This is a genomic window from Actinomadura geliboluensis (assembly GCF_043197915.1).
GTDB lineage: Bacteria > Actinomycetota > Actinomycetes > Streptosporangiales > Streptosporangiaceae > Spirillospora > Spirillospora geliboluensis.
Genome location: NZ_JBICUA010000001.1, coordinates 551,858 through 570,502, shown reverse-complemented (window position 1 = coordinate 570,502; position 18,645 = coordinate 551,858). Strand labels below are relative to the sequence as shown.

The following is an 18,645-nucleotide window of genomic DNA, read 5'->3' as shown; positions in this document are numbered from 1 at the left end:
CCCCTGGGAAACCCCAACCCCCCGGCCTAGCCTGTAAGCGTCGCGACTCGGAGGAAGGGCTGGGCCTTGAACGAGCGGAGTATGGACCCCGCGGACCCCGACCTCACCGTGGGGCAGCGCATCCGGTACTACCGGGAGCGGCGCGGGATGTCGCGTGAGGTACTCGGCGGCCTCATCGGCAGGAACGCGCGGTGGGTCAAGGCCGTGGAGCGGGGAGAGATCGGCCAGCCCAAGCTCCCGACGCTGCTCAGTCTCGCCGAAGCCCTCAAACTGCGGGACGTCGGCAAGCTCACGGGCGGAGAGCCGGTCCCGATGAGCATGTTCCGCGGCCCGGGCCACCCGGCGCTCAACGACGTTCGGGACGCGATCAATGCCGTGGCCGTGGCGATGACCGGCCCGCCGAGCCCGTTGGACCACTTGCAGGCGCGCCTCGACGCGGCATGGCGGGCCAGGCACGCCTCCCCGGACCACCGAACCGTCCTCGGCGGGCTGCTCCCCGAACTCATCCGCGACGCCAAGCAGGCCGTGCGCGGCTACGAGGGCGCGCAGCGCCGGCGCGCCCTGTCGCTCCTCGCGCGGATCTACAACCTCGCACAGTTCTACGTGGCGTATCAGCCGTCCGCCGACCTGCTGTGGCGCATCGTCGAGCGCAGCATCATGGCAGCCGAGGAGTCGGAGGACCCCAAGGCGTTCGGCGGCGCCGTGTGGCTGGCCGCGCAGGCGCACCGGGACGCGGGTGATTTCGACGCGGCCGAAGCCGTCAACCGGGAGGGCCTCGACCTCCTCAGGCCCCACGTAGTGGACGCGGACGCCGAGCTGCGGGCGATGTGGGGTGCCCTCCACCACGAGGTCGCCTACACCGCGGCGCGGGCCGGGCAGGCCGGGACCGCATGGCGCTGGTGGGACCGGGCCGACCGGATCGCGAAGACGCTCCCGCCGTCCCACTACGATCCGATGACCTCGTTCTCGCAGGTCATCATGGGCGCCCACGCGGTGACGATCGCGGTCGAGCTGAGGCAGGCGGGCGAGGCACGCAAACAGGCCCGCAGAGCCGAGGCGTCTGCGATTCCATCCCAACCCAGGCGCGGCCGGCATTTGATCGAGGCGGCCCGGGCCTGTCAGCTCGCGGGTGACGATGCCGCGACGCTCGGCATGCTCGACCATGCCTACATCGCCGCGCCGGAGACCGTCCGCTACAACGGGTACGCGCGCCGTATGACCGTCGAACTGGCGAAAGATGGGCCGACCGCAATGCGGCGAGATGCCCGAGATTTGGCAGGTCGGATCGGTCTTCTCGTCTGACACAGGGACAGAAACCCTGTCCGATCGGTCGTGCGGTCACGGAGAGTCTTGCCTCCATGACGTACTACATCCACAGGGTGCGCCCGACCCGTGAACCGCTCAGGCTCTACGCGTGGGACGTGTGGGGCGGGGACGCGGGGCGGGCAGGGGTGACCGATGACCAGAACGCGGCGATCCGGCACGTCCACGAGGGGCTGCGCGACCTGGAGAGCCGCGCCGGAAGGGTGCGGCACGTCGCCCTCGCCCCCGACGGCACCACGGCCTACATCGACCTCCGCACGGTCGGCGAAGCCTGGCGGGACGAGGCCACCGGCAGCATCATCTGGCGGGCCGAGTGAACCCCGCCGACCACCTCGACCGCCTTGGCGAGGCCCTCATATGTGCGGGCTGGAACACGGCACAGCGCTACGGGGACTCGCGGCCACTCCTGCGAGTGTTCTCGTCCGCGCTCCCGGAGGTGGGGGAGAGCGTCTGGGTGAAGCCGGGCGTGGGCGGCGTGCCGTGGTTCATCGCCTCCACGGGCGACCCGCTGGCCCCCTGCCACGCCCCTGACCGGGCCCGGATGGCCCTGGAGGCGCGCCTGTCGGCGTTCGGCTGCGTCCCGCCATGGCCAGGGCGCAGGCTTCGGCTGAGGGATCGCGTGCGGGCGTGCGTGAAACGGCTGGACGCCCGCCGTCCTCATGCGGCGTAGAGGGCGGTCAAGGGCATGGAGGTGTTCGCGATCTCCAATGCGCCTTCGGGGAGCGGGGGCCGGCCTTGTGCGAGCAGTCGATCAGCTCCGCCGTGAGGGCCGGGACGTCCTTTCCCGTCTGGAGCCGTGTACGCGGCGATGCTTGGGGCGCGGGCGTCGGCGGAACACTCGTGCCGGGCAAGCCCGAGGGCCCGGCGGCAGACCGCCGGGCCCTCGGACTTCAGATGATCAGATGTCGTAGTACAGCTCGAACTCGTGGGGGTGGGGGCGGAGGCGGATCGGGTCGATCTCGAACTCGTTCTTCATCGTGATCCAGGTCTCGATGAGGTCCGGGGTGAAGACGCCGCCCTCCAGCAGGTAGTCGTGGTCGTCGGCCAGGGCCGCGAGGACCTCGGGGAGGGAACCCGGCACCTGCGGGATCGCGCGGGCCTCCTCGGGCGGGAGCTCGTAGAGGTCCTTGTCGACCGGCTCCGCCGGCTCGATCTTGTTGCGGATGCCGTCCAGGCCCGCCATGAGCATGGCGGAGAAGGCCAGGTACGGGTTGCAGGACGGGTCCGGGACGCGGAACTCGACCCGCTTGGCCTTCGGGTTCGAGCCGGTGATCGGGATGCGGATGCAGGCCGACCGGTTGCGCTGGGAGTAGACCAGGTTGACCGGGGCCTCGTAGCCGGGGACGAGCCGGTGGTAGCTGTTCACCGTCGGGTTCGTGAACGCCAGCAGGGACGGGGCGTGCTTCAGCAGGCCGCCGATGTAGTAGCGGGCGTTGTCGGACAGGCCCGCGTAGCCGACCTCGTCGTAGAACAGCGGCGCGCCGTCCTTCCAGAGGGACTGGTGGCAGTGCATCCCGGAGCCGTTGTCACCGAAGATCGGCTTCGGCATGAACGTGACGGTCTTGCCGGCGGCGCGCGCGACGTTCTTGACGATGTACTTGTAGAGCTGGAGCTGGTCGGCGGTCTTCAGCAGCGTGTCGAAGCGGAAGTCGATCTCGGCCTGGCCGGCGGTGCCGACCTCGTGGTGCTGCATCTCGACGTGGATGCCGACGTCGAGGAGCTGCGCCACCATCTCCGAGCGCAGGTCGGTGTAGTGGTCCATCGGCGGGACGGGGAAGTAGCCGCCCTTGTAGGGGGGCTTGGCGCCGAGGTTGCCGCCGGGCTCCTCGCGGCCGGTGTTCCAGGCGCCCTCGACCGAGTCGAGGTAGTAGTAGCCCGCGTTCTGCTTCGTCTCGAAGCGGACGTCGTCGAAGATGTAGAACTCGGCCTCGGGGCCGAAGTAGCAGGTGTCGGCGATGCCGGTGCCGCGCAGGTAGTCCTGCGCCTTCTTCGCCACGTTGCGCGGGTCGCGGCTGTACGGCTCGCCGGTGAGCGGGTCGTGCACGAAGAAGTTCAGGTTCAGGGTCTTGTGCTGGCGGAACGGGTCGACGACGGCGGTCGTCGGGTCCGGGAGCAGCAGCATGTCCGACTCGTGGATCTCCTGGAAGCCGCGGACGGACGAGCCGTCGAACATCAGCCCCTCGGTGAAGACGCTCTCGCCGAAGCTCTCCACCGGGAACGTGAAGTGCTGCATCTTGCCGGGCAGGTCCACGAACCGGCAGTCGACGAATCGCACACCTTCGTTCCTGATATAGCTCAGTACCTCGTCGGCGCTGGTGAACATCCGGCCTCCTCAAGGCGCATCTCGGCTTCTTGAAAAGCTAGGTCGGCGCCGTTTCCCGGCCGTGTCTCGTATGTTTCCGCTGTGTTACGCGTCACTCGGGGCCCGTCGGAGCGCCGCGGCGGACGGGATAGCGTAGACGCCATGAGCGGTGGTAAGGGGCGGGCGGCCGGGCCCCGGTGGACGCAGACGTGGCTGAGCGGCGCGGGCGCGGCGGGCGCCGACCTCGGCCGGCCCGGGGAGCGGCTCGGGCTGCCGGAGCAGGGCAGCGGCGCCGTCGCCTCCTACGGCCGGCGGCTCATCGCGCTGTTCCTCGACTGGGGCCTGTCGATGCTGGTCGCGAGCCTGCTGGCGCGCGGGTTCGGCTGGGAGCCGGCCGAGCGCAGCCTGTGGACGCTGGCGATCTTCGGGCTGCAGGCGTGGGTGCTCACCGCGTTCCTCGGCATCACGATCGGCAAGCGGCTCGCCGGCATCCGCGTCGTCCGGCTGGACGGGCGGCCCGTCGGGCTCGGCTTCGGCCTGGCCCGGGCGGCGCTCCTCCTGCTGGTGCTGCCCGCGCTGTTCTGGGACCGCGACTACCGGGGCCTGCACGACCGCGCCAGCAACACGGCCGTCGTCAACATCTAGCCTCGGCGGACTTCTCACCGGAAACGAGAAGAGCGCCCCCGCGGGGGCGCTCTCGCTCATCGCTTTCCTGCGCGGTGCGTTCTCGGTTCACCGCGTCTTCGGCTTGGGGCCCTTCGGCATCTTCACGCCCTTCGGAATGGGCCCCTTCGGCATCTGCATCGACCGGGGAAGTGCCTGGAGCCGGTCGTTCAGCTCGGCGACCTGCCCCTTGGTGAGGTTGCGGGGCAGCTTCATCAGGTGGCGCTGCAGCTTGTCCACCGTGATCTGGCCCTCGTCGTCCCCGACCTGCACGTCGTAGATCGGCACCTGCTGGGCGGCGCGGGAGATGCGCTTCTTCTCGGCGCCGAGCAGCGGGCCGACGCGGTTGCGCGGCCCCTCCGACACGAGGATCACGCCCGGGCGGCCGACCGCGCGGTGCACCATGTCGAGGTTGCGGTTGCCGCTCACCGCCTCGGTGACCGTCCAGTTGCCGCGCATGTTCTTCAGGATCGCGGCGGCCGCGCCCGGCTGCCCCGCGATCACCTTGTACTGCGCGCGCTGCGCCAGCTGGCCGAAGACGATCATGCCGACGGCGAGCGCCGCCAGGATGCCCAGCGGGATGAAGAACCACAGCTGGCCGGCGAGCAGCCCGATGACGATGACGACGACCAGGGTCCCGATCGCCGAGGCGAACACGATCGGCAGCGCCTTCGGGTCGGCCTGGCGGAGCACCTGGGCGACCATGCGGATCTGCTTGAGGCGGCCCGGACGCTCCTGGGCCCCGTCCGTGGGCTTTTTCGACATGAATACAAGGATAGTCGGGTCGGTCGCCTGACCCGACAACCCCCGCTAGGCGCGCGCCTCGATCGCCTGCCGGTACAGGCGCCCGGCGCGGTAGCTGGACCGGACGAGCGGCCCGGACATGACGCCGGCGAACCCGATCTCCTCGGCCTCCGCCGACAGCTCCACGAACTCCTCCGGCTTCACCCACCGCTCCACCGGGTGGTGGCGGGGGCTCGGCCGCAGGTACTGGGTGATCGTGATGAGCTCGCAGCCCGCCTCGTGCAGGTCGCGCAGCGCCTGCGAGACCTCCTCGCGGGTCTCGCCCATGCCGAGGATCAGGTTGGACTTGGTGACCAGGCCGTCCTCGCGGGCCCGGGTGATGACCTCCAGGGACCGCTCGTAGCGGAACCCGGGCCGGATCCGCTTGAAGATCCGCGGGACGGTCTCCACGTTGTGCGCCAGCACCTCCGGCCGGGTGGAGAACACCTCGGCGAGCTGCTCGGGCACGGCGTTGAAGTCGGGGATCAGCAGCTCCACGCCGCAGCCGGGGACGGCCGCGTGGATCTGCCGGACGGTCTCGGCGTACAGCCAGGCGCCGCCGTCCTCCAGGTCGTCGCGGGCGACGCCGGTGACGGTCGCGTACTTCAGCCCCATCGTCGCGACGGACTCGGCGACGCGGCGCGGCTCGTCGCGGTCGAGGGCCTTCGGCTTGCCGGTGTCGATCTGGCAGAAGTCGCAGCGCCGGGTGCACTGGTCGCCGCCGATGAGGAAGGTGGCCTCGCGGTCCTCCCAGCATTCGAAGATGTTGGGACAGCCGGCCTCCTGGCACACCGTGTGCAGGCCCTCGGACTTCACCAGCCCGATGAGCTCGCGGTACTGCGGGCCCATCTTCAGCCGGGTCTTGATCCACTCTGGCTTGCGCTCGATCGGGGTCTGGCTGTTGCGCGCCTCGACGCGCAGGAGCTTGCGTCCCTCGGGTGTCACCGTCGTCACGCGTCCCAGACTACGTCCCGATCTCCGGTGGCGGCACCTCGGCCGACGGGGCCTCGATGGCGTATCGGAGCGATCTCGAACGTATGACAGTACCCCGGTAGCGTAGCCGATTCGCGTGTTTCGGCCATGGTCGACAGCGGTTCTCTCTAGGGTGACTCCCTGTCGTCACGCAACAGCGTTAGCAGGAGGACCGCAGTGGGTCTGGCAATGTCGTACCTCAGGGTGCCGCCGGTGCTGGAGGGGGAGCCGGATCCCGGCCGCGTCGCCCGCCACATCTTCGGTGCCCCCGACTGGCGCCGCCGCGGCGCGCCGGGACTGTTCGAGCTGGGCTGGGCGTGGCAGGCGGTGCACTACCTCGTCACCGGCGACCCGTGGGACGGGCGGCAGCCCGAGGCGGACGTCGTGTGCGGCGGCCGGCTGCTCACCGAGGACGGCGCCGACGAGCTCGGCATGGATGTGATCTTCCTCGCGCCGGACCGGGTCAAGCCCACCGCCGACCATCTGGCCGCGACGCCGTTCGCGAAGGTCGCGGGCCGGTTCGACCCGGCCGCGATGAACAGGGCCGGGGTGCAGGACGCCGGCCGGCTCGACGGCGCCGCCCGCGACAAGGTGCTCAAGCCCGCCTACGAGGGGCTGACGCGGTTCTTCGCGGCGGCGGCCGCCGAGGGCCAGGCCGTCTACAAGGTCATGGCCTGATCCGCTGACACGCCGAGCTGCGCCGTGGTGCGGTGGAACGTCTCCGCCGCGCCGAGCACCGCGGCGAGGTGCCGCTCGACCAGCGGGACGACCTCCGCGACCGTGACCTCCCGGCCGAGTTCCCGGCTGAGGTTGGTCGACCCGACGTCCCGGATCCCGCAGGGGACGATCTTGTCGAACCAGCCCATGTCGTTGTCGCAGTTCAGCATGAAGCCGTGCATCGCCACGCCCCGCGCCACCCTGATCCCGATCGAGCCGATCTTGCGGTCGGGCGCGCCCGGCACCCACAGCCCGCTGCGCCCCTCCACGGTCGCCGTCGCCAGCCCGAGCTCGGCGCAGACGTCCATCATCATCCGCTCCAGCAGCCGCACGTAGCCGACGACGTCCACCGGGTCGGGCAGCCGGACGATCGGGTAGCCGGTGAGCTGCCCCGGCCCGTGCCAGGTGATCTTGCCGCCGCGGTCGACGTCGATCACCGGTGCGCCGGGGTCGCCGAACGGCCGGTCGAGCGCCTCGGTCCGCTTGCCCGCCGTGTAGACCGGCCGGTGCTCCAGCAGCAGCACGGTGTCGGGGATCGCGTCGTCCACCCGCAGCGCGTGGGTGCGTTTCTGCAGCTCCCAGCCCGCCTCGTAGGGGACGGCCGCCTCGCCGAACCCCGCGTGCACCACCACCAGCTCGCGTACGTCCACATCGCTCACCCGGCCAGCTTATGCCGCGGGCGGCGCGGCCGCTCCTCAGAGGGCGGCGAGCAGCCGCGGCTCCAGCCGCGTCTCCTTCGCCGTGCCCGGCCCGTCCGGTTCGACGCGGTAGGCGCCCGCGTCCCGCCGGTAGGAGACGGCCTGGACGAACTCGGTGCCGACGTAGTGCAGCGCCACCGACTCGTCGGCCGCGTACCCGCCCGGCAGCGTCCCCTCGCCGACGAGCTGCTGCAGCAGCGGCCGGCGCTGCGGCTCGCTGTCGTAGTGCACCCCGCACGAGAACGGCAGCAGCCCGAGGCCGTCGGTCATCGGCGCGAGCTGCGGCCCGAACGAGTCGGTGTTGCCGCCGACGTGCCAGCACAGCGCGCCCGCGCTCTGCCCGGACAGCACGACGCCCTCCTGCCACGCCTCCCGCATGATCTCGTCGAGCCCGTGCAGCCGCCACAGCGCCAGCAGGTTCGCGACGCTGCCGCCGCCCACGTAGACGAGGTCCTGGGTGAGCAGGTGCGCCCGCATGTCGGCGACGTTCGGCATCGGGAACAGCGCCAGATGGCTGACCTCGGCGTCCAGGGCGGAGAACGCCGCGTACGAGCGGGCGATCGGCTGGGGGGCGTCGCCCATCGCGGTCGCGACGACGCAGACGCGGGGCCGGTCCTGCCCGGTCAGGTCGAACGCGTAGCGCAGCAGCGGGCTGGGCGCGAGCCCGTCCCGGCCGTCGGGCACGAAGGTGCCGCCGCCGATCGCGAGGATGTGCGGCTGTCCGTCAGTGCTCATTCACTCTCCTCTTGAGCCGGGCTGTCCCGATGTCACCGTATGACTACCGAATGGGGCCGGCCGGGACTTTGACGAATCTTGGGACTCACAGGGCGGCGGCGAGGGCCTCGTCCACGTGCTCGTGCGCGAACCGGAACCCCGCGGCGGTGAGCCGCCGGGGCAGCACCCGCTGGCTGACCAGCGGACCCTCGTCGGCGAACCCGAGCAGCGCCGCCCGCAGCGCGAACCGCGGCACCGCCAGCCGCGCCGGCCGGTGCAGGACGCGGCCGAGCGCCCGCGTGTAGGCCGCGTTCGTCACCGGGTTCGGCGCGGTCAGGTTGACCGGCCCCGCGATCTCCTCGTCGATCAGGAACCGCAGCGCCGCGACCTGGTCGGCGAGGGAGATCCAGCTCGTCCACTGGCGGCCGTCGCCGAGCGTGCCGCCGAGCCCCAGCCGGAACAGCGGCAGCGTCCGCCCGAGCATGCCGCCCTCGCGGGCCAGCACGACCCCGGTGCGCGGCAGGACGACGCGGACGCCCGCCTCCCGCGCCGGCTCGGCCGCCGCCTCCCAGTCGCGGACGAGGTCGGCGAGGAACCCCCGCCCGGCGGGGGAGTCCTCGTCCACCTCCCGGTCGCCGGTGTCGCCGTAGTAGCCGATCGCCGACCCGCACACCAGCACGCGGGGCCGCGGGTTCGCCGCCGCGATCCCCTCCGCGAGCGTCCGGGTGCCGGCCAGCCGGCTCTCCCTGATCTTGCGCTTGTACGCCTTCGTCCACGGCCGGTCGCCGACCCCGGCGCCCGCCAGGTGCACGACCGCGTCCGCGCCCTCCAGGGAGTCCTTCTCGACGCAGCCGTCCGCCGGGGACCAGCGCGCCTCGTCGTCGCGCGCCGGCTCCCGCCGGACCAGCCGGACGACGTCGTGGCCGTCCTCCCGCAGTGACTGCACCAGCGCCGAGCCGATGAGGCCCGACGAGCCCGTGACGGTGACCCTCATGCACCCCACACTAGGCGGACGATGCCACGGACGGTGAGATTCTCACCCCGGTCCCGCGTTTCCCCGGACGCGCCGAAGCCCCGCCGCCCATAAAGCGCGGCGGGGCTCCAGCGACCAGACGCCCTAGTTACAGGCTGCTACAGGCCGAGGTCGGCGTCGAAGTTGCCCTCTTCCAAGCGGTGCTTGATCGTGGCGAGGAAGCGGGCGGCGTCCGCGCCGTCGATCAGCCGGTGGTCGTAGGTCAGCGCCAGGTAGACCATCGAGCGGACCGCGATGACCTCGCCGAGCTGCGGGTCGTCGATGACGGCGGGGCGCTTCACCACGGCGCCGGTGCCGAGCATGCCGACCTGCGGCTGGTTGAGGATCGGGGTGTCGAACAGCGCGCCGCGGCTGCCGGTGTTGGTCAGCGTGAACGTGCCGCCGGCCAGCTCGTCCGGGCTGACGTTGCCGGCGCGGGTGCGCTCGGCGAGGTCGGCGATCCGCTGGGCGAGGCCGCCCAGGTTCAGCTGCCCGGCGTTGTGCACGACCGGGACCATGAGGCCGCGCTCCTGCACGTCCACCGCGATGCCGAGGTTCTCGACGTCGTGATAGGTGACCTCGTTGGTCTCGCTGTTGATGACCGCGTTCAGCTTCGGGTGCGCCTTGAGGGCCTCGACCGCCGCCTGCGCGAAGAACGGCAGGAACGACAGCTTGACGCCCTCGCGGGCCTCGAAGTCGGCCTTGGCCTGCTCGCGCAGCCGCGCGATCCGCGTGACGTCCACCTCGACCACGGTGGTGAGCTGCGCCGACACCTGCAGCGACTCGACCATGCGGCGGGCGATCGTCTGCCGCATCCGGGACATCTTCTCGGTGCGGCCGCGCAGCGCGAGCTGCTCGGCCGGGGCGCCCGCGGGGGCGGGCGCGGCGTGCCGGCCGGCCGGCGCCTGCACCGGCGCGGCGGGGGCGGCCGGGGCGGGCGCGGCCTGCTGCCGGGCGGCGGCCTCCTGCGCGGCGCGGGCGGCCTCCAGGACGTCCTGCTTGCGGATGCGGCCGCCGACGCCGGTGCCCTTCACCGTACCGAGGTCGACGTTGTGCTCGGCCGCGAGCTTGCGCACCAGCGGCGTCACGTACGGGCCCTCGCCGGACGGGGCCGCCGACTGGGCCTGGGCGGCCGGGGCCGGCTCGGGCGCCTGCGGGGCCGGCTGCTGCGGCGCCTGCTGCGGGGCGGGCGCGGGCGGGGCCGGCGGCGCGGGCGGCGCCGGGGCCTGCTGCTGCGCGGGCGGCGGCCACGCGGCGGGCGGCGGGCCCTGCGGCGCCGGCGGCTGGGGGGCCTCCTGCGGGGGCTCCGGCGCGGCCGGGGCCTGCTGCTCGGCGGCGGCGGGGGCGCCGCCGCCGGACGGCGCCTCGCCCTCGTCGCCGATGACGGCCAGCTCGGCCCCGACCTCGACGGTCTCGTCCTCGGCGACGGTGATGCTGGTCAGGATGCCCGAGGCGGGCGAGGGGATCTCGGTGTCCACCTTGTCGGTGGACACCTCAAGGAGCGGCTCGTCGGTCTCGACGCGCTCGCCCTCCTTCTTGAGCCAGCGGGTGACGGTGCCCTCGGTGACGCTCTCGCCGAGCTGGGGCATGGTGACGGAGACCGGCATGTCTCAGCGACTCCTTCGTATTACTTGTGCGGCGTTCAGCCGTGCACGTGCAGTGGTTTGCCGGCGAGGGCGAGATGTGCCTCGCCGACCGCCTCGGACTGGGTCGGGTGGGGATGGATCAGCTGGGCGACCTCGCTCGGGAGGGCCTCCCAGTTGTAGATGAGCTGGCCCTCGGCGATGAGCTCGCCGACCCGCGCGCCGACCATGTGGATGCCGAGGACGGGGCCGTCCACGGCCGCGATCACCTTGACCTCGCCCTGCGTCCCCAGGATCTTGCTCTTGGGGTTGCCGGCCAGGTCGTAGACGACCTCCTTGATCTGGTGGCCGCGCTCGCGGGCCACCGCGGACGTGATGCCGACCGAGGCCACCTCGGGGTCGGAGTAGGTGATGCGGGGCACGCCGTCGTAGTCGATCGGCGGCGGGGTGAGCCCGCTCAGCCGCTCGGCGACGAGGATGCCCTCGGCGAAGCCGACGTGGGCGAGCTGCGGGGTCGGGATCAGGTCGCCGACCGCGGAGATCGTGGGGACGTTCGTCCGGCAGTACTCGTCGACCTTCACGAACCCGCGCTCGGTCTCGACGCCGGCCTCGGCCAGCCCGATGCCGTCGGAGACCGGGCCGCGCCCCACCGCGACGAGCAGCAGCTCGGCGTCGATGGTCTTGCCGCCTTCGAGGGTGACGGAGACGCCGCCCTGCGTCGGCTTGGCGCTCTCGAACCGGGTGCCGGTCTCGAACTTGATGCCGCGCTTGCGGAACGCGCGCTCCAGCCGCTTGGAGCTGGACTCCTCCTCCAGCGGCAGCAGGTGCGGCAGCGCCTCCACGATCGTGACCTCGGCGCCGAACGAGCGCCACACGCTGGCGAACTCGACGCCGATCACGCCGCCGCCGAGGATGACGACGGACGCGGGGACGTGCTCCAGCCGCAGCGCGTGGTCGCTGGAGATGACGCGCTCGCCGTCGATCTCCAGGCCGGGCAGGCTCTTGGGCTGCGAGCCGGTGCCGAGCACGATGTGCCCGCCCTCGATCACGCTGGTCGCGCCGTCGGGCGCGGTGACCTCGATGGTGGTCGGCCCGGTCAGCCGCCCGCTGCCGTGCACGACCTCGATGCCGCGGGCCTTGATCAGCCCGGTGAGGCCCTTGACGGTCGTGGAGACGACCTTGTCCTTGTAGGCGTTCACACCGGCCACGTCGATGCCCTCGAACGTGGTCTTGACGCCGAAGTTCGCCGCGTCCCGCGCGTGGTCCGCCACCTCGGCCGCGTGCAGCAGCGCCTTGGTGGGGATGCACCCGCGGTTGAGGCACGTCCCGCCGAGGGACTCGTCCCGCTCGATGAGCGCGACCGACCTGCCGAGCTCGGCGGCGCGCAGCGCGCACGCGTAACCGCCGCTGCCGGCGCCTAGGACGACGATGTCGAAGGTGCCGTTGTTGGCCACTGGACGCTCCATTTCCCCTGTCGCGGCGCCCGCGTGGATCGGGGCGCCCGTAGTGGTAGGGCGGGGCGGGGAGCACCGTCGGCGGGCCCCCGCCGCCATGAGAAACCTATTCTGTTCTCCGCCGGGTGACAGCGGTGGGGTTCGCTAGAGAATTCCCGCGGCGACGTCCTCGGCGATCTGGACCAGCGTGCGGGCCGCCGCGCCGGTGCCGCCCTTCGGGGTGTAGCCGTACGCCTCGCCCTTGTTGAAGGACGGGCCGGCGATGTCGAGGTGCGCCCACTTGACGCCCTCCGGCACGAACTCCTTCAGGAACGTCCCGGCGACGAGCATGCCGCCCCAGCGCTCGCCGCTGATGTTGGCGATGTCGGCGACCGCCGAGTCCAGGCCCTTGCGCAGCTCCGCCGGCAGCGGCATGCCCCAGGACGGCTCGCCCGCGCGCTCGGCCGCCGCGACGACCTTCTCGCGGACGTCGTCGTCGTTGGCCATGACGCCGGTGGTGCGGGTGCCGAGCGCGACGAGCTGCGCGCCGGTCAGCGTGGCGACGTCCACGATGAGGTCGGGGGAGTCCTCGCCGGCGCGGACGATGGCGTCGGCCATGACGAGGCGGCCCTCGGCGTCGGTGTTGAGGACCTCGACGGTCTTGCCGCCGTAGATGCGCAGCACGTCGGACGGGCGCTGCGCGGTGCCGCTCGGCATGTTCTCGGCGATGGCGAGGTAGCCGACGACGTTGACCTTCGGGCCGAGTTCGGCGATGGCGTCGAGCGCGCCGAGCACCGCCGCGGCACCGCCCATGTCGGACTTCATCCAGTCCATCGCCTCGGTGGGCTTGAGGGACAGGCCGCCGGAGTCGAACGTGATGCCCTTGCCGACCAGCACGAGCGTCCGGGACGCCTCGGGGTGGGTGTAGGCGAGCCGGACGAGCCGCGGCGGGTTCACCGAGCCCTGCCCGACGCCGGCGATGCCGCCGTAGCCGCCGTCCACGAGGGCCTTCTCGTCCAGCACCTCGATGGCGAGGCCGGATTCGGCCGCGACGCGGCCCGCCTCGGCGGCGAGGTCCTCGGGCGTCAGGTGCGAGGGCGGGGTGTTGACCAGGTCGCGGACGAGCTTCACCGACGCGGCGAGGGTGCGGGCGCGGGCGACGGCGGCCTCCTCGGCCGCGGGCGCCGCCAGCCGGATCTCCTCGACGGGGGCCTTGCGGTCGCCGCCGGTGCGGAAGGAGTCGAAGGAGTAGGCGCCGAGCAGCGCGCCGAGCGCGACCGCCTCGACGGTCTCGGCGGACGGCGCGGGCAGCGCCACGGCGACCCGGGCGGTGCCGGCGAGGGACCGGACGGCGGCGCCGGCGGCGCGGCGCAGGTCCTCGGCGGAGGGGTCCTCGCCGAGCCCGGCGGCGACGACGACCTTGGCGGTGGCGGCGCCGAGCGTCGGCAGCCTGGTGATCTCACCGGCCTTGCCGGTGGCGCCGAGCGCGCCGAGCGCGTCCGCGAGGCGGCCGTCGAAGGCGCGGTCGAGGTCTTCCGCGCCGGCGGCCGGGGCGGCACCCGCCCCGGCTGGGGTGACCCCGATCACGATCGCGTCGGTGTCAAGACTGGCCAGGGCTGCGCTGTCAAGGCTGATGCTCGTCACGTAGCACGATGGTAGTCCTCCCGGTGACCGGTTTCGTCCTTTTGGATCAAGCATTGCCCGGCCCGGAGCCGGTCCCGGCGCGCCCGTGGCCGTCAGGGCCGTGCGGTGGGCCGTCAGGGCCGCGCGGCGAGGACGACCAGCGCGGCCGTGACGGCGATCTCGACGAGCGCGCCGAGGACGTCGCCGGTCACGCCTCCCAGCCGCCGGACGGCGTGCCGCAGCATTACCAGCGCGGCGGCCAGCGCGACGAGTACCGCGACCGCGGCCTGGACGGCGCCGCCCGGCCCGCCGGTGGCTGCTCCGGCGCCGGCGGCGGCGGCGAGGACGGCCGCCGTGACGGCCAGTGCGGCGCGCGTGCCGACGGTCCCCGCCACGAGCGCTCCCAGGCCGCCGGGACGCGCGGACGGCACTCCGCTGCGGCAGGCCCACGGGAGCACCGCCCGCCCGGCGACCGACGCGACGAGCACGGCGACGGCCGGGTGCGGGGCCGAAGCCAGCGCAGCGACCTGGGCCAGCACGGTCAGCAGCAGCGTCACCACGCCGAACGGGCCGATGTCGGAGCGTTTCATGATGGCGAGGGCGTCGGTGGCGGGACGGCCGCTGCCGAGCCCGTCCGCGAGGTCGGCGAGCCCGTCCAGGTGCAGCGCCCGGGTCGCAACGGCCGTCGCGGCCACCGCGAGCACCGCCGCCAGGAGGACGGGCAGGCCGAGCGGGCCGCCCGCGAGCAGGACCAGCGCGGCGGCGCCGCCGGGGACCAGGCCGGCGGCCGGGGCGAGCAGCATCGCGGCGCGCGCGGTGCCCCGGTCGACCCGCGCCCGGCCCAACGGGACGACGGTCAGCAGCGTCACCGCCAGCCGCAGCCCCTCGATCACCGGAGCTCCGTGACGCGTCCCGCCACGACCAAGGCCGCCTCCTCCGACTCGGCCGTGAGCCGCTGGTTGGCCAGCCCGAGCATGTCCCGGAAGGCCCGTCCGGACGCCGTCGTCGGCACCAGGGACAGCCCGACCTCGTCGCTGACCGCGACCACGCGCGCCGCCGTCCCGCGCCACGCCTCGACCAGTTCGTCGAGGCGGGGCAGTGCCCGCGACGGGTCGTCCCAGGCGGCGGACTCGTCCATCGCGGCGGCCAGCCAGGTGCCGATGCCGTCCACCAGGACGGCGCCCGTCGCGGATGCCAGGACGTCCGCCAGGGCCGTCGTCTCGGCGGTGCGCCACCAGGGCGGGCGGCGCCGCCGGTGCGCGTCGACCCGCTCGGCCCAGGCGGGGTCGTCGTCGCGGACGGGGCCGGTCGCGACATAGAGGACGTCCGGGCACGCGGCCAGCCGCAGCTCCGCCTCGGCCGACTTCCCCGACCGGCTGCCGCCGAGCAGCAGGGTGCGGAACGGGCCGTCCGCGGGCCGGTTCCAGAAGGCCATTCGGCGCTCCAGCTCGGCGGGGGACGGCAGCCGGTGGTCCACGTGGACGGCGGCGACCCGGGTCGCGGCCGTCACCGCTCCGACGCGGCGGAGGTGGCCGAGATGCTCGGGGGAGCCCGCGAGGTCGAGCAGTACGGCGTCGTACCGCACCCCGGAGACCGGTTCCGGCCTCGCCCCCGGGCCCGCCGCCACCAGGACTCGCGCGCCGCCGGGGGAGCGGACCTCGTGACCGCCGGGCACCTCCGTGCGCGGCAGGTCGTCCAGAGGCACGCCGTCGACGAGGCCCGTGAGCGGCTCGTGCCGGACGCCGGCGGCGCGCAGCCGGTTGCAGGACGCGCACCGGCAGCCCGGCGCGGGCCAGCCCTGGGCAGCGGCGATGCCGCGAAGCTCGATGTTCATACCGGTCGGAACTCTACGGTTACGCTCCCCTGGAAGGATCACCTCGCCCCCGACAGGAGGAGCCCGGTGGGCAACCCCCCGAACAGTCCCTGGCCGCATCAGCCGGGGCAGCCCGGTCCCGGCGGCCCGCCGCCCTACGGCCCGCCTCCCGTCCCGCCGGGCGGTCCCGCGCCCGGCATGCCCGGCGGCTACGGCCCACCGCCCGGACCGCCCCACGGACCGCCCTACGGGCCGCCTCCGCCCAGGCGGAAGGGCGGCGGCGGGCTGGTGTTCGCGCTGGTCGGCGGCGGCCTCGTCGTCGTGCTGATCATCGCCGCGGTGGTGGTGCTCGCCCTCCAGAGCGACGACGGCGGCGGCGGTGGCGGCGGCGACGTCCAGCTGCGGGCCGGCAAGATCGCCGGGGGCGCGGAGGCGGTGCCGCTCGCCGACGGCAGCCTCGTCATGTCCAGGCCCGGCGTCACCGCCCCGGTCGTCGACATCTACGAGGACTTCGCGTGCCCGCCCTGCGGCGCGTTCGACAGCAAGCATGACCCGATGCTGAAGCAGCTCGTGGTCGCGGGACGCGCCAAGGTCGTGTTCCACCCGATGCTGATCTTCGGAGAGAGCTCCCAGCCGGCGCACGACAACTCGCTGCGCGCCGCGTCCGCCCTCCGCTGCGTCGGCGACGGCGCGCAGTGGCTCTCCTACCAGGACGCCCTCTACGCCAACCAGCCCGAGAGCGAGACCTCCACGGGCTACACCGTGGTGCAGCTGCTCTCCCTGGCCGAACCCCTCGGGCTCACCGGAGACGACTTCACCTCCTGTGTGAAGAGCCGGCGCTACGCCGCCAGCGTGAAGACCGTCAGCAAGGGCTACATATCGTCCGGGATCCAGGGCACGCCCACGGTGCGGGTGAACGGGCGCACGCTCGACACGTCCGACACCGAGAGCCCCGAGGCGCTGCGCCGCGCCATCGAAGCCGCCTCGTGACCGGCTAGTCTCACCCGCGACGAGGGAGGTCGACGCGATGGCGTGGAGCTGGCGTTTGGAGCGGGCCGACGGGCGCGCGATCGGCATGTCGGAGGAGACCTTCTCCACCCAGGCGGACGCGGAGAGCTGGCTGGGGGAGAACTGGCGCGGCCTGCGCGCCGACGAGGTCGACAAGGTCGTCCTGCTGGACGGCGAGACGCTCGTGTACGAGATGAGCCTGCAGGACCCCGAGTGACGCGAGGGCCGCGGAGCCGGCGGCTCCGCGGCCCCTGTCAGCGCCCGTCCGGGCCCGCGGGCCCGGACGGGAGCGCGGGCCCGGTCAGGGGCGCTTGCGCGGGCTGGCGGTCTTGGCGGGGTCGCGGATGACGGCCGAGCCGAGCACGTCGTCGATCCGCTTCATCACGTCGGCGTCCAGCTTCACCCCGGCGGCCTTCACGTTGTCGGTGACCTGCTCGGGACGGGTCGCGCCCACGATCGCCGCCGACACGTTCGGGTTCTGCAGCGTCCAGGCGATCGCCAGCTGCGCCATCGACAGCCCGAGCTCGTCCGCGATGGGCCGCAGCTCCTGCACGCGGGTCAGCAGGTCGTCGTTCAGATAGCGCTTGATCATGTCCGCGCCGCCCTTGTCGTCGGTGGCGCGCGACCCCTCGGGCAGCGGCTGCCCCGGCTTGTACTTGCCGGTCAGCACGCCCTGCGCGATCGGCGACCAGACGATCTGGCCGACCCCCTCGCGCTCGCACAGCGGGACGACCTCCTCCTCGATGACCCGCCACAGCATCGAGTACTGGGGCTGGCTGGAGACGATCCGGTCGAAGCCCATCTCGTCGGCGATCTTGAGGGCCCGCTCGATCTCCTCGGCCCGCCACTCCGACACGCCGACGTACAGCACCTTGCCCTGCCGGACGAGGTCGTCGAACGCGCGCAGGGTCTCCTCCAGCGGCGTCTCGTAGTCGAACCGGTGGGCCTGGTAGAGGTCCACGTAGTCGGTGCCGAGGCGGCGCAGGGAGCCGTGGATCGACTCGAAGATGTGCTTGCGGGACAGGCCCCGGTCGTTCACGCCGGGCCCGGTGGGCCAGTAGACCTTGGTGAAGATCTCCAGCCCTTCGCGGCGCCGCCCCTTGAGCGCGCGGCCGAGGACCTCCTCGGCGCGCGTGCCGGCGTAGACGTCGGCGGTGTCGAAGGTGGTGATCCCCTCGTCGAGGGCGGTCCGCACGCACGCGTGCGCCGCGTCCTCCTCGACCTGGGAGCCGTGGGTGAGCCAGTTGCCGTACGCGATCTCGCTGATCTTCAGACCGCTCCGGCCCAGGTTTCGGAACTCCATGTCTCCGACCCTAGCCCGGAGATGATCGCCGTTCCCAGGCCGCAGACGGGGGGCCGGGCGGCGCCCGGCCCGCGTCCGGTCAGACCTTCTCCTTCTCGCCGATCCGCACCTGCGGGTTCGGGACGCGCAGCCGGCGGATCTGCATGGCGCGCATGGCGGCGTACAGCCCGACGCCCTTGGCGTCCTCCTCCGGGAAGCGCTCGGCGGCCAGCCGCTTGATGCCGCGGCTCAGCCAGAAGCCCTCGCCGAACACGACGATCAGCAGCAGCGGCGGCGCGAACAGCACCAGCAGCCGGGCGGCCGGGATCGGCAGCATGCTCAGCAGCACCATCGCGAACATGGCGTACATGAGGTACGAGCCGACGGTGCGCCGGGAGTCGACGTAGTCGCGGGCCATCCGCCGCACGGGGCCCTTGTCCCGCTTGAGCAGGTGCTTCTCGTCGCCTTGGGCCATGCCCTGGCGCGCCTTGGCGCGCTCCTCCGCCAGCTGCGCGCGGCGCCGCTTGTAGGCCTCCTTACCGGAGGCCGGTGCGGTGATCGGCTGGCGGCGGCGCTTCTCGGCGTCCTTCCGCTTCGGGGTGGGACGGCCCTTGCCTCCCGGCTTTACTACCTGAGGAGGATTCGCCGGGGGCTCCGGGGTACGACGCTTGAACACGGGATCAGACTACCGGCTGCGAACATCGTGGCTGCCTCGCGCG

20 protein-coding genes are annotated in these 18,645 nt (G+C 72.9%); 7 read left to right on the top strand and 13 right to left on the bottom strand.

Annotated elements, in window-relative coordinates; genetic code table 11:
• The first annotated feature begins 81 nt into the window (after positions 1-81).
• From ACGFI1_RS02700 to ACGFI1_RS02690, 3 genes are read left to right on the top strand one after another with little or no spacing between them, the layout of a single operon-like run.
• On the top strand, positions 82-1,302 hold the full coding sequence (locus ACGFI1_RS02700; RefSeq protein ID WP_364553768.1) for a helix-turn-helix domain-containing protein: 1,221 nt from the start codon (positions 82-84) through the stop codon (positions 1,300-1,302).
• Positions 1,303-1,358: 56 nt separating this feature from the next.
• Positions 1,359-1,640: a hypothetical protein gene (locus ACGFI1_RS02695; RefSeq protein WP_392782244.1), complete on the top strand. Its 282-nt coding sequence runs from the start codon at positions 1,359-1,361 to the stop codon at positions 1,638-1,640.
• The gene (locus tag ACGFI1_RS02690) at positions 1,637-1,993 is read left to right on the top strand and encodes a hypothetical protein (RefSeq protein WP_392782241.1); all 357 of its coding nucleotides are present in this window, start codon (positions 1,637-1,639) and stop codon (positions 1,991-1,993) included. The genes ACGFI1_RS02695 and ACGFI1_RS02690 overlap by 4 nt, the downstream gene beginning before the upstream one ends.
• Positions 1,994-2,221: 228 nt before the next feature.
• Here ACGFI1_RS02690 and glnA read toward each other — a convergent pair whose 3' ends face one another.
• Positions 2,222-3,646, bottom strand: coding sequence for a type I glutamate--ammonia ligase (gene glnA / locus ACGFI1_RS02685; RefSeq protein ID WP_364553766.1), 1,425 nt, complete (start codon positions 3,644-3,646; stop codon positions 2,222-2,224).
• Between the two features lie 141 nt (positions 3,647-3,787).
• Here glnA and ACGFI1_RS02680 point away from each other — a divergent pair, with 141 nt between their 5' ends.
• A complete protein-coding gene (locus tag ACGFI1_RS02680) occupies positions 3,788-4,270 on the top strand; it encodes an RDD family protein (protein WP_301177455.1) in 483 nt (160 codons plus the stop codon).
• Between the two features lie 87 nt (positions 4,271-4,357).
• Here ACGFI1_RS02680 and ACGFI1_RS02675 read toward each other — a convergent pair whose 3' ends face one another.
• On the bottom strand, positions 4,358-5,053 hold the full coding sequence (locus tag ACGFI1_RS02675) for a DUF4191 domain-containing protein (protein WP_138640940.1): 696 nt from the start codon (positions 5,051-5,053) through the stop codon (positions 4,358-4,360).
• Positions 5,054-5,098: 45 nt separating this feature from the next.
• Entirely contained in the window at positions 5,099-6,025 is a 927-nt protein-coding gene (gene lipA, locus ACGFI1_RS02670) for a lipoyl synthase (protein ID WP_364553763.1), read from the bottom strand.
• A gap of 195 nt (positions 6,026-6,220) precedes the next feature.
• Between lipA and ACGFI1_RS02665 the strand changes: the two genes are divergently transcribed.
• Positions 6,221-6,721 (top strand): DUF1877 family protein, encoded by a 501-nt coding sequence (locus tag ACGFI1_RS02665; RefSeq protein WP_138640938.1) that lies wholly within the window; start codon positions 6,221-6,223, stop codon positions 6,719-6,721.
• Here the strand turns inward: ACGFI1_RS02665 and lipB are convergent.
• The 8 genes from lipB to ACGFI1_RS02625 all read right to left on the bottom strand — a co-directional run bounded on the left by lipB (position 6,703) and on the right by ACGFI1_RS02625 (position 15,657).
• Positions 6,703-7,419, bottom strand: a complete 717-nt coding sequence (gene lipB / locus ACGFI1_RS02660; protein WP_240808481.1) for a lipoyl(octanoyl) transferase LipB — start codon at positions 7,417-7,419, stop codon at positions 6,703-6,705. The two genes, ACGFI1_RS02665 and lipB, sit on opposite strands and share 19 nt — an antisense overlap.
• 36 nt (positions 7,420-7,455) lie before the next feature.
• Positions 7,456-8,193, bottom strand: coding sequence for a Type 1 glutamine amidotransferase-like domain-containing protein (locus ACGFI1_RS02655; protein ID WP_387070206.1), 738 nt, complete (start codon positions 8,191-8,193; stop codon positions 7,456-7,458).
• A gap of 85 nt (positions 8,194-8,278) precedes the next feature.
• A complete protein-coding gene (locus ACGFI1_RS02650; RefSeq protein ID WP_392782230.1) occupies positions 8,279-9,166 on the bottom strand; it encodes a TIGR01777 family oxidoreductase in 888 nt (295 codons plus the stop codon).
• A gap of 137 nt (positions 9,167-9,303) precedes the next feature.
• Entirely contained in the window at positions 9,304-10,791 is a 1,488-nt protein-coding gene (gene sucB / locus ACGFI1_RS02645; protein WP_386869016.1) for a 2-oxoglutarate dehydrogenase, E2 component, dihydrolipoamide succinyltransferase, read from the bottom strand.
• 35 nt (positions 10,792-10,826) lie between these two features.
• Entirely contained in the window at positions 10,827-12,233 is a 1,407-nt protein-coding gene (lpdA, locus tag ACGFI1_RS02640; RefSeq protein ID WP_386869014.1) for a dihydrolipoyl dehydrogenase, read from the bottom strand.
• Between the two features lie 132 nt (positions 12,234-12,365).
• The gene (locus ACGFI1_RS02635) at positions 12,366-13,898 is read right to left on the bottom strand and encodes a leucyl aminopeptidase (protein WP_392782223.1); all 1,533 of its coding nucleotides are present in this window, start codon (positions 13,896-13,898) and stop codon (positions 12,366-12,368) included.
• A gap of 59 nt (positions 13,899-13,957) precedes the next feature.
• Positions 13,958-14,716 carry an adenosylcobinamide-GDP ribazoletransferase gene (locus ACGFI1_RS02630; protein WP_392782220.1) on the bottom strand — a complete coding sequence of 253 codons (759 nt, stop codon included), beginning with the start codon at positions 14,714-14,716 and terminating at the stop codon, positions 13,958-13,960.
• Positions 14,713-15,657, bottom strand: a complete 945-nt coding sequence (locus tag ACGFI1_RS02625) for a bifunctional adenosylcobinamide kinase/adenosylcobinamide-phosphate guanylyltransferase (protein WP_392782217.1) — start codon at positions 15,655-15,657, stop codon at positions 14,713-14,715. Before ACGFI1_RS02625 ends, ACGFI1_RS02630 begins: the two co-directional genes overlap by 4 nt.
• A 66-nt stretch (positions 15,658-15,723) precedes the next feature.
• On the opposite strand from ACGFI1_RS02625, the gene ACGFI1_RS02620 reads away from it, so the two are divergent.
• Together ACGFI1_RS02620 and ACGFI1_RS02615 are read left to right on the top strand one after the other, a co-directional pair.
• Positions 15,724-16,626: a DsbA family protein gene (locus ACGFI1_RS02620; protein WP_392782214.1), complete on the top strand. Its 903-nt coding sequence runs from the start codon at positions 15,724-15,726 to the stop codon at positions 16,624-16,626.
• A 37-nt stretch (positions 16,627-16,663) separates the two neighbouring features.
• Entirely contained in the window at positions 16,664-16,861 is a 198-nt protein-coding gene (locus ACGFI1_RS02615; protein WP_176196247.1) for a hypothetical protein, read from the top strand.
• Positions 16,862-16,945: 84 nt separating this feature from the next.
• On the opposite strand, the gene ACGFI1_RS02610 is transcribed toward ACGFI1_RS02615, so the two are convergent.
• Together ACGFI1_RS02610 and ACGFI1_RS02605 are read right to left on the bottom strand one after the other, a co-directional pair.
• Positions 16,946-17,947 carry an aldo/keto reductase family protein gene (locus ACGFI1_RS02610; protein WP_387070196.1) on the bottom strand — a complete coding sequence of 334 codons (1,002 nt, stop codon included), beginning with the start codon at positions 17,945-17,947 and terminating at the stop codon, positions 16,946-16,948.
• Positions 17,948-18,026: 79 nt separating this feature from the next.
• Positions 18,027-18,602 (bottom strand): DUF3043 domain-containing protein, encoded by a 576-nt coding sequence (locus ACGFI1_RS02605; RefSeq protein ID WP_138639256.1) that lies wholly within the window; start codon positions 18,600-18,602, stop codon positions 18,027-18,029.
• Between the last annotated feature and the right edge of the window lie 43 nt (positions 18,603-18,645).

Excerpts from the sequence above, each read along its gene's own strand:
- ACGFI1_RS02700 (WP_364553768.1), top strand. The coding sequence starts at position 82 with ATGGACCCCGCGGACCCCGACCTCACCGTGGGGCAGCGCATCCGGTAC.
- ACGFI1_RS02695 (WP_392782244.1), top strand. The coding sequence starts at position 1,359 with ATGACGTACTACATCCACAGGGTGCGCCCGACCCGTGAACCGCTCAGG.
- glnA (WP_364553766.1), bottom strand. The coding sequence starts at position 3,646 with ATGTTCACCAGCGCCGACGAGGTACTGAGCTATATCAGGAACGAAGGT.
- ACGFI1_RS02680 (WP_301177455.1), top strand. The coding sequence starts at position 3,788 with ATGAGCGGTGGTAAGGGGCGGGCGGCCGGGCCCCGGTGGACGCAGACG.
- ACGFI1_RS02675 (WP_138640940.1), bottom strand. The coding sequence starts at position 5,053 with ATGTCGAAAAAGCCCACGGACGGGGCCCAGGAGCGTCCGGGCCGCCTC.
- ACGFI1_RS02655 (WP_387070206.1), bottom strand. The coding sequence starts at position 8,193 with ATGAGCACTGACGGACAGCCGCACATCCTCGCGATCGGCGGCGGCACC.
- ACGFI1_RS02650 (WP_392782230.1), bottom strand. The coding sequence starts at position 9,166 with ATGAGGGTCACCGTCACGGGCTCGTCGGGCCTCATCGGCTCGGCGCTG.
- sucB (WP_386869016.1), bottom strand. The coding sequence starts at position 10,791 with ATGCCGGTCTCCGTCACCATGCCCCAGCTCGGCGAGAGCGTCACCGAG.
- lpdA (WP_386869014.1), bottom strand. The coding sequence starts at position 12,233 with ATGGAGCGTCCAGTGGCCAACAACGGCACCTTCGACATCGTCGTCCTA.
- ACGFI1_RS02635 (WP_392782223.1), bottom strand. The coding sequence starts at position 13,898 with ATGCTTGATCCAAAAGGACGAAACCGGTCACCGGGAGGACTACCATCG.
- ACGFI1_RS02625 (WP_392782217.1), bottom strand. The coding sequence starts at position 15,657 with ATGAACATCGAGCTTCGCGGCATCGCCGCTGCCCAGGGCTGGCCCGCG.
- ACGFI1_RS02615 (WP_176196247.1), top strand. The coding sequence starts at position 16,664 with ATGGCGTGGAGCTGGCGTTTGGAGCGGGCCGACGGGCGCGCGATCGGC.
- ACGFI1_RS02610 (WP_387070196.1), bottom strand. The coding sequence starts at position 17,947 with ATGGAGTTCCGAAACCTGGGCCGGAGCGGTCTGAAGATCAGCGAGATC.